This window comes from Bradyrhizobium sp. CFUWI (assembly GCF_056429085.1).
The window spans coordinates 21,360-29,464 of sequence record NZ_JBWJZE010000035.1 but is presented as its reverse complement, the minus strand read 5'-3'; the positions used below and the strand labels follow the sequence as shown (position 1 = coordinate 29,464).

Below are 8,105 nucleotides of genomic sequence, written 5' to 3'. Positions count from 1 at the left end.
CACGCGCGGATCTCATCATGGCCTGGCCGCAACAGCGGCCCACTTGCAAGAGGCCGGATACATTTGTGCAGACTGCATCGTCCTCATTAAACGACCTTGCACGGGCGGGGCGGGTCATACATTTTTTTGCAAGGCGCTCTCGACAGCCGCTTGCAATGTATGATTGCCAGTGAAGACATAATCTTAGCCCGCGATGGGGCCAAAACGCCCAGTCCTAGGCGCGTTACTTTGAGAAGATGGCCAGTCGCACACGAATCCCCTACACGCAGAATCTAGTATTCGTTCGGCCATCAGCTTCTTCAGCTTCGACGAGTAGTCTACGCGCTGGGCCGAACACATCGGCTGACCACTTTAGCCAAATGGAAACAAACTCGCAAATGGGGCATCCTCGAAGCTCATGCTAGGCTAAAGTTTGGGTGTAAGCGGACCTCGCCGAGCCTGTTGGCTAGCTCGAGCTCCGAGGCGATATGGCGCGCTTAACAGCAATTGAAAAAGCGCTCTGTTAGCTTGATAGATGGCGGCCGAGCGGTTACGGCCTGAACCCGTCATCACCTGAGCGCCCTCGGCGTTGTAAACGAACCACAACCACGTTCGACCGCGCTGCTTCAAGACATATTCGAAGGATGGGAGACTCATGTTAGCGAGCTCCATTTCTGACAGTCGTGCGTTTGATCTTCTGAATGCCAGAGCGGGCCCTTTCCAGGCGAAGCCTCAGTGTAGCAGCCCTGGGAATGAACTCGCTTGATCGGTCAACGCCACTTTCATCAAATGCGAGCTCATCCAGCGCTGCCTGTCGTGGCTCCAAAGTCGCGAGATGCTTGCGCGTTTGGCCGTCAGCGACATCTGTCCGCCGGGCATCGTTTGCGGAGGACTTACGCCGCAGCAAACCGTTTTTCTCTAGCAGCTTAGAGTGGGTTGTCACAAAGTAAGGGCCGACGTGCATCAATCGTGATACCAGGTTGAACGGTACACCCTTTTCTTTTGCCCAAATAGGTTAAAGCCATCAGGATCATCCACCGTAGCCGAGTGATGCCAAGCACATTTAATTTGGCAAGAGTTCTTGGAGCGCACGGATCGATCTGATCTCCCACATAAATGACCGGACAATCTCGTCTCCGTCAGTAGAGATGCGGCCAACCGCGCTTGCTGGATCTCCGGAGGCATCTTAAGTCAGGTTCCATCGTTTACAAGCCTCCTTAGCGCCGATTAGGGAGGGCAACGCGCCAAGAGCAGGAAAATCAAATATTTGGTATAGTTCGGACGGATGGGCTGGCGTACAACAGGCTGGCCGGAGCTACGGCTCAGTGTCTTGGCGGACCAAGGGCAGCATTCACAGTTGCGCCGGGAGCGATACGCGCTGACAAGATTGCTGCACCTTGCCAAGTGAGATGTCATGGTCTGCTTCTTTGCCGCGCTCGCCGAGCTGATCGCTCTTTTGCCGTACTTCTTTGGTGTATGCGGAGCATCAGCGAGGTGCACGTCGCATTTACGTCTTCAATGCCTCAGCAACAGGAAGTTTGTGATTATACGTAATATCCTTCCATGTGCCGCGGGCGGTCTTCGGCAAACGTCCGTATAGTGCGTTCCAACCTTCCCATATCCGCAATCAATCTTCGTGCAATTGAGCTGGCGCGCGACTTCGTTTCAACTGTCGAGCAATCGAGGGTGCGATTGCAGTGTCCTTTGATCCAGCCGATCGATCGAACTGAACGGTTCTCAAGTCATGAGTGGCAGACAAATTTCTTGTCGTTTTAGCGCTTTGCGGCTGGCTTTGTATCGCTCCATCGAGCGAGCGCCGATAGGGTTCACTTTTCAAGCACGAAGGTCTGAACGATGAGCGCTGGTTTTGGCCGTTCGCCTGCGGTGTGCTTTCTCCTCGGTCTTCCACGGTCTGGGACGACACTCCTGGCGCATTTGCTCCAGCACCATCCAGACATTCTGGCTTCGCCTGAACCCTGGTTGATGCTGGCGCTTGAATCATTTGGCAGGGTGGATCAGCGCCATCCGGCGGGTAGCTCACTGATTGAGGCCGCGACTTCCGAATTCCTGGGGCGGATAGATCGCACGATCCCCAGCCGCGCTTTCGCCGATGCAGCATATAATCAGTATCTGGCACAAGCGGGCAAGCGCATCATCCTAGACAAGACACCACGCTATTGGATGGCGCTTGAGTTTCTTGAATCTGTTTATCCAGAAGCGCCACACATCCTTCTGATGCGAAATCCCTATGCCATCGCGGCTTCACTGAAATCGACGTGGGGTATCCCACTGCACGCAGAATGCTCGCATCCGGTCAGCGTCTCCAGTCTCGTCGATCTCATGCTCCGTCTGCCCGACGGCATCATAACTTCACTCGCCGATGTGGTTCTGGGCCTTCCCAAGCTCGCCGCGCACCGCACTCGGCCGCACACACAGTTCGTCCAATACGAACTGCTCGTGGCGCATCCGGACGAGGAAATCCGGCGTCTGTTGACGGGGCTCGGCTGTGATCCTGCGGCCGTCGCATCGGCGGGGATGAGACAAGCAGATTATCTTCGATCGAGCAGCTTCGGAGACCGGAAAATCTTGGAACGAAACGCCGTCGATCAAAGCTCTGTCACGGCATGGCAATCTCAATTGAGCGTGGAAGAGATGCAAACCGTGACCGATCTTGTCGGCGCCGAGCTTTTGCTAGAACTCGGATATGAGCAGGAACTGGTACATGCACGGCAAGCCGGAGTCCTGGATAAGGGAGGGGAGGTAACCGAACTTTATCGTCAGATGTTCCGAACGTGGTGGGATTTGCGAAGTACCAAGCCGGGAGCATTATCCGGCCCATCTCGCGCTGGAGAGCCGGGCCACACGATGGCTGCCCAGTTGCAAGAGGCGCTGTTGGCGTCAGAAGCTGATCGAGCTGCGGGGCTGGATGGCATTCGCAACTGCGACGCGGCTATTGAGATGTTGCGAGGCGAAGTCGCTCGGCTTGAGCGGATCCTCAATTTCCGCTAGGGGATCTGAATGGTTGCGAACAAAACACGGGGGTTGATTTAGCCAAGATCCTTAACCCGCACGAGCTGATCTCCCGATCAGGTGTGACGCAGGCGCCGTCGGCACCAGCGGCCTAATGCGATATGCTCCCGCGTCTGCAAGTCGCCTGTGGGGTTGAGCTATTTGAGCCATGCGTCGTGGCCGGTCGTTTCAGCGGCGGATATCCCCACTTAGCCTGGAGCCATAGAGCGGCGAAGACCAGAGATCCTGCATCGAAAAAGAAGACATATGCTACCGAAACATCTGCGCCGCCTCGAAGCTGAATCGATTGAAATCATGCGTGATGTGGTCGCCGAGTTCAAAAGGCCGGTCATGCTTTACTCGATCGGAAAAGACTCAAGCGTAATGCTGCACATTGCGATCAAGGCGTTCTATCCTGCAAAATTGCCTTTTCCCCTGCTTCACGTTGACACGACCTGGAAGTTCCGCGAGATGATCTGCTTCCGGGACGCGACAGCCAGGCGACTCGGGCTCAACCTTATCGTCCATGTCAACAAGGAGGGCATCGCGCGCGGGATCAATCCGATCGCTTCCGGCTCCGCGCTCCATACCCAGGTGATGAAGACCGACGCGCTGAAGCAGGCGCTCGACCTCCACGGATTTGATGCCGCCTTTGGCGGAGCGCGGCGCGATGAGGAAAAGAGTCGCGCAAAAGAACGGATACTCTCCTTCCGTTCGGCCGGACACGTATGGGACCCCCGTAACCAGCGGCCGGAGCTCTGGAGCCTGTTCAACACACGGATCTGCCAGGGCGAGACCATGCGCGTGTTTGCGATGTCAAACTGGACCGAGCTCGAGGTGTGGGAATACATCATGCTTGAGAAGATTCCGGTCGTACCGCTCTACTTCGCAAAACAAAGACCGATAGTGCGTCGAAATGGTGCGATGATCATGGTCGATGACGAGCGATTGCCGCTTAACGGCGACGAGACGCCGGAAATGCGGATGATCCGTTTTCGCACGCTTGGATGTTATCCTTTGAGCGGGGCTATTGAATCCGATGCGACGACGATCGAAGATATCGTCGCAGAAATGCAGACTACGACTGTGTCGGAGCGCCAGGGTCGCCTAATTGATACCGACGAAGCCGCTTCAATGGAGAAGAAGAAGCGGGAAGGCTACTTTTGATGTTTACGAATCCGGCAACGGAACTGGTCCCGGTCAGGACAAAGGATCAGCTGCGATTTATCACATGTGGCTCGGTGGACGATGGCAAATCGACGCTGATCGGCCGATTACTGCACGACAGCAAGATGATCTACCAGGATCAGCTCACGGCGCTGGAACGCGACAGCATCAAGCATGGTAGCACCGGCAATGACATCGACTTCGCGCTGCTCGTGGACGGGCTGGAGGCCGAACGGGAGCAGGGCATCACGATCGATGTCGCCTACCGCTTCTTCACGACGCCACGGCGCTCTTTCATGGTGGCCGACACTCCCGGCCACGAGCAGTATACCCGCAATATGGCTACCGGCGCCTCGCATGCCCAGCTCGCCATCATCCTGATCGATGCCCGCAAAGGCGTGATGGTTCAGACCCGCCGCCACTCCTTTATCTGCTCGCTGCTCGGCATTCGTCATGTCGTGCTGGCAGTGAACAAGATCGATCTTGTCGCATATGACAAGGAGCGCTTCGATCGGATCGCCCGTGACTATCTGGCCTTTGCCGCCGGTCTCAGCTTCACCTCGATTGTTCCGATCCCGATCTCGGCCCGCTACGGCGACAACGTCGTGGACCGCTCCGTTCATGCCAATTGGTATCATGGTCCCTGCCTGCTCGAGCATTTGGAGAGCATTGACATCCAGTCTGGCACCGCAAGCCAAGCTTTCCGCTTTCCCGTCCAATGGGTAAACCGGCCAAACCCGGATTTTCGGGGTTACGCCGGGTCGGTGGCTTCCGGGAGGATCTCGACAGGAGACGAGATCGTTGTCGCTGCGTCGGGGCGGACCACGCGCGTCAAGCGGATCGTGACCCACGATGGTGACCTTGTCGCCGCCGAAGCCGGGGATGCGGTTACCATTACACTAGAAGACGAAACCGATATCAGTCGTGGCGACATTCTGTCGCGACCGGACGACCGACCGAAGGTGGCCGACCAGCTTGCCGCTTATGTGATCTGGATGGACAAGGAGCCGCTCGCTCCCGGACGCAATTACGTCCTGCGGATTGGAGCGCAGACGATTTCTGGCAGCATTACCACAATTAGGCATCGAATCGACGTCAACACTTGTGAGCATCTGGCCGCCGGGACGCTTTCCCTCAACGAGATCGCCTTCTGCGATGTTGTGACCGCAACGCCCGCCGTATTCGATCCTTACGACCTCAATCGAAAGACCGGATCATTTATTATCATCGATCGTTACACGAATCGTACGGTCGGGGCCGGCATGATTGCCTTCCCGCTACGGCGGGCCACCAATATTGCTAGGCAAGCGCTATCCGTGGACAGGAGGGAGCGCGCCGCGCTCAAGAATCAGAAGCCTTGCGTCATCTGGTTCACTGGCCTGTCTGGCGCGGGAAAGTCGACAATTGCCAACCTTGTTGATCAAAATCTGTCTGCGATGTCGCGGCATACCATGCTGCTAGATGGCGACAACCTCCGGCACGGATTGAACGCCGACCTCGGCTTCTCGGAGACGGATCGCGTGGAGAACATCCGGCGTGTCGGCGAAGTTGCCAAGTTGATGGCGGACAGCGGCTTGATCGTGATCTGCTCGTTCATCTCGCCCACTAGGGCCGAACGGGACAGCGTGCGCAGCCTGGTTGGCAAGGAAGAGTTCATAGAAGTCTTTGTCGATACGCCGCTCGAGGAATGCGCCCGGCGGGACCCAAAAGGCCTGTATTCAAAGGTGAAATCCGGCAAGATCAAGAACTTCAGCGGGATCGATTCGTGCTACGAAGCACCAACGACACCGGAGGTTCATCTCAGGACCATGGAGCAGACCCTAGAGCATTCAGCGGAAGCGGTAGTGGATGTCTTGATGGCGCGGTCAATTCTTGATGGTTAGAGATCCCTCGCGTCGCACCATCGATTCGCACAATATCCCGCAGGCTCGAGCCAAGGCGATCCAGCTCACGCGAACCTGCGATCGGACTTTTGGCTCTAAAGGAACAAAATGGTCGCACCCACTCGTCGATTGCCCGCTTCCGGTTATGCTCGAAGTGGATGGTCAATTCAAAACCGAGTACGCGAGCAGAGATGGAGCATGGGCGGGAGCGGAGGAGCTCAATGCGCCGTCCCATGCTCCAGATCAGAATCTACGATGTGACAACAAAGTCCAGAGAGGAAGTCCGACTTCCAGTAAGTTGACTTTTCGCTTGGCGCTTCTTGCTGCGCGTGCGGCCAGCGACACGCCGAGCTCCCGTTAAAGCCGAGCCGGGCAGCGTCTCGGCCGGATTCGATCTCTCGCGCAGTATGAGGGGCGTCGGTTTCCGGGCTTGGCCGCATCCGGCGAGCGGGTACTTGCTTTCCAGAACCCGAACTTGGCAGTCGACCACGACTCCCTCATGTCGCGGCCATGCCGGCTTTCGGCAAGCTTGTTTCCGTGGCCCGCCGCTCGACGGCGGACAACGCCTGCCTACACCCGCGCCTTCGCATTGCGAGACAAAGCAGCCGCGAACCTTAGCCATGCCGCGCTGCGCTACCGACCTTCGCCGCGCTTGGGGTTCTGCTCCCTTCCGCCTGCCGTCGTTGATCGCCATGAAGGCGGCCATGGCGCGGCCGAATGGCAAGAGAGCTTATCCATGGCAAGCGACAAGGACGATCTCTTGATGATCCGCTCTGGTCAACCGTCAACCTGTCCGACCGCGCGGTAGACCGCGTCGAACGCGAGCTCGCCATCAACGAGCAGGCGCGAGAGGGGCCAACGCGAGCAGAACGGCTGCGAGGTGCGATTCGGCGAACCAAACCGCCTCACTGCCGAGGTTTTTGCGCTCATTGAGTGCTGGACGCGATGGAACTCCGTTCACCTTCGGGCCTACGGTTTGGACAAGCCGTCAACCGCGGCACGCTCGCCACGGCGGTGGCTGTCCGTGAGACTTTGGCGCCGCGAAGCCGCGTGCAGAACCGAGAGATGCTGCCAGCCTAACGATCACGCTCACAGAGGCACACGTGCCACTCACCTGGGGTCGAATCGACCTGGTCCGAGCAAAGCAGGACGACATGTTCTGCGTCACGGCCTCGCCGAAAGGTGTCGAACTGTTCGTTGCTAAAGCGACAGCAATCGCAAGGTCGCTCAGATTACCTTCAAGCCGGACTCGATCTCAGCCTGCCAGGGGCGCTTCATTCAAGCGCAACGACACCTGACAGCGGTGGTCATGTGCGGCGAGGCGTACACTTTCCAGGTGCCAGCTATCGAGGAGGATCTCGGCCCGCATGGCGGAGAAGCTCGGTACCTCCATCTGCGGTATGGCGAGGAATACGAGAACGGGAAGACTGAGCCATCCTTACCTGCGGTATGCGGTCGCAGGCGGAGGCCGAGTGTCCTGATGTCGAACTCTCAAATTGTTTCAGCTCGCTGTGAATCTCCACGCCCTCCCATCTACGTCTGGTTGCGCGAGCCGATGCGAGTACGGTCAGGAAAAATTCACACGAGAAAATGGCCGGAGAGGGTTGAAACGCCCCTAACGTCAAGTTGTACGATCTCGAAATGGACAACGACAGTGATTGGCGTCCGAAATCCTCCTAAAGCGACGGAGTGCGAATGCATCGAGTCTCAAGCCCACGCATCAGACTGCCGCTGCCGACAACGATCATCAAGTGTGTCGTGGCATGCTCTGCATCCAGGCGCGATGACATCCGACTGCATCGTTTTCCTAACGCCGAGTTTGCCTGAATAGAGCAGGTCCACCGCGTAAGGTCGGTCATCGACCTACTGCTTCGCGCCGGCTAGAAGCCGACGGCGCTTAAGTCTGCACATGGATGACAGTTGGGATGAGATCGCGCGGCAGCGTCACCTGCGTTCGAGCGCGCGCTCGGAAAGCCAATGTCTAGGAGGTGTGAATGGCATCCGTGATGAGCTTTATGAGCAATCGCTCCGCATCTGCGATGAGATACGGAGGTTGCCATCCGGCAG

General features: G+C 57.4%; 3 protein-coding genes. All 3 read left to right on the top strand.

Going from position 1 to position 8,105, the window contains the following annotated elements; all coding sequences use genetic code 11:
• Nucleotides 1–1,833: 1,833 nt before the first annotated feature.
• The 3 genes from noeE to cysN all read left to right on the top strand — a co-directional run bounded on the left by noeE (nucleotide 1,834) and on the right by cysN (nucleotide 6,038).
• The gene (gene noeE, locus AC066S_RS36115; RefSeq protein ID WP_135167445.1) at nucleotides 1,834–2,988 is read left to right on the top strand and encodes a nodulation protein NoeE; all 1,155 of its coding nucleotides are present in this window, start codon (nucleotides 1,834–1,836) and stop codon (nucleotides 2,986–2,988) included.
• A gap of 267 nt (nucleotides 2,989–3,255) precedes the next feature.
• On the top strand, nucleotides 3,256–4,155 hold the full coding sequence (gene cysD / locus AC066S_RS36110; RefSeq protein ID WP_126261843.1) for a sulfate adenylyltransferase subunit CysD: 900 nt from the start codon (nucleotides 3,256–3,258) through the stop codon (nucleotides 4,153–4,155).
• A complete protein-coding gene (gene cysN, locus AC066S_RS36105) occupies nucleotides 4,155–6,038 on the top strand; it encodes a sulfate adenylyltransferase subunit CysN (RefSeq protein WP_126261842.1) in 1,884 nt (627 codons plus the stop codon). The genes cysD and cysN overlap by 1 nt, the downstream gene beginning before the upstream one ends.
• The last annotated feature ends 2,067 nt before the right edge of the window (nucleotides 6,039–8,105 follow it).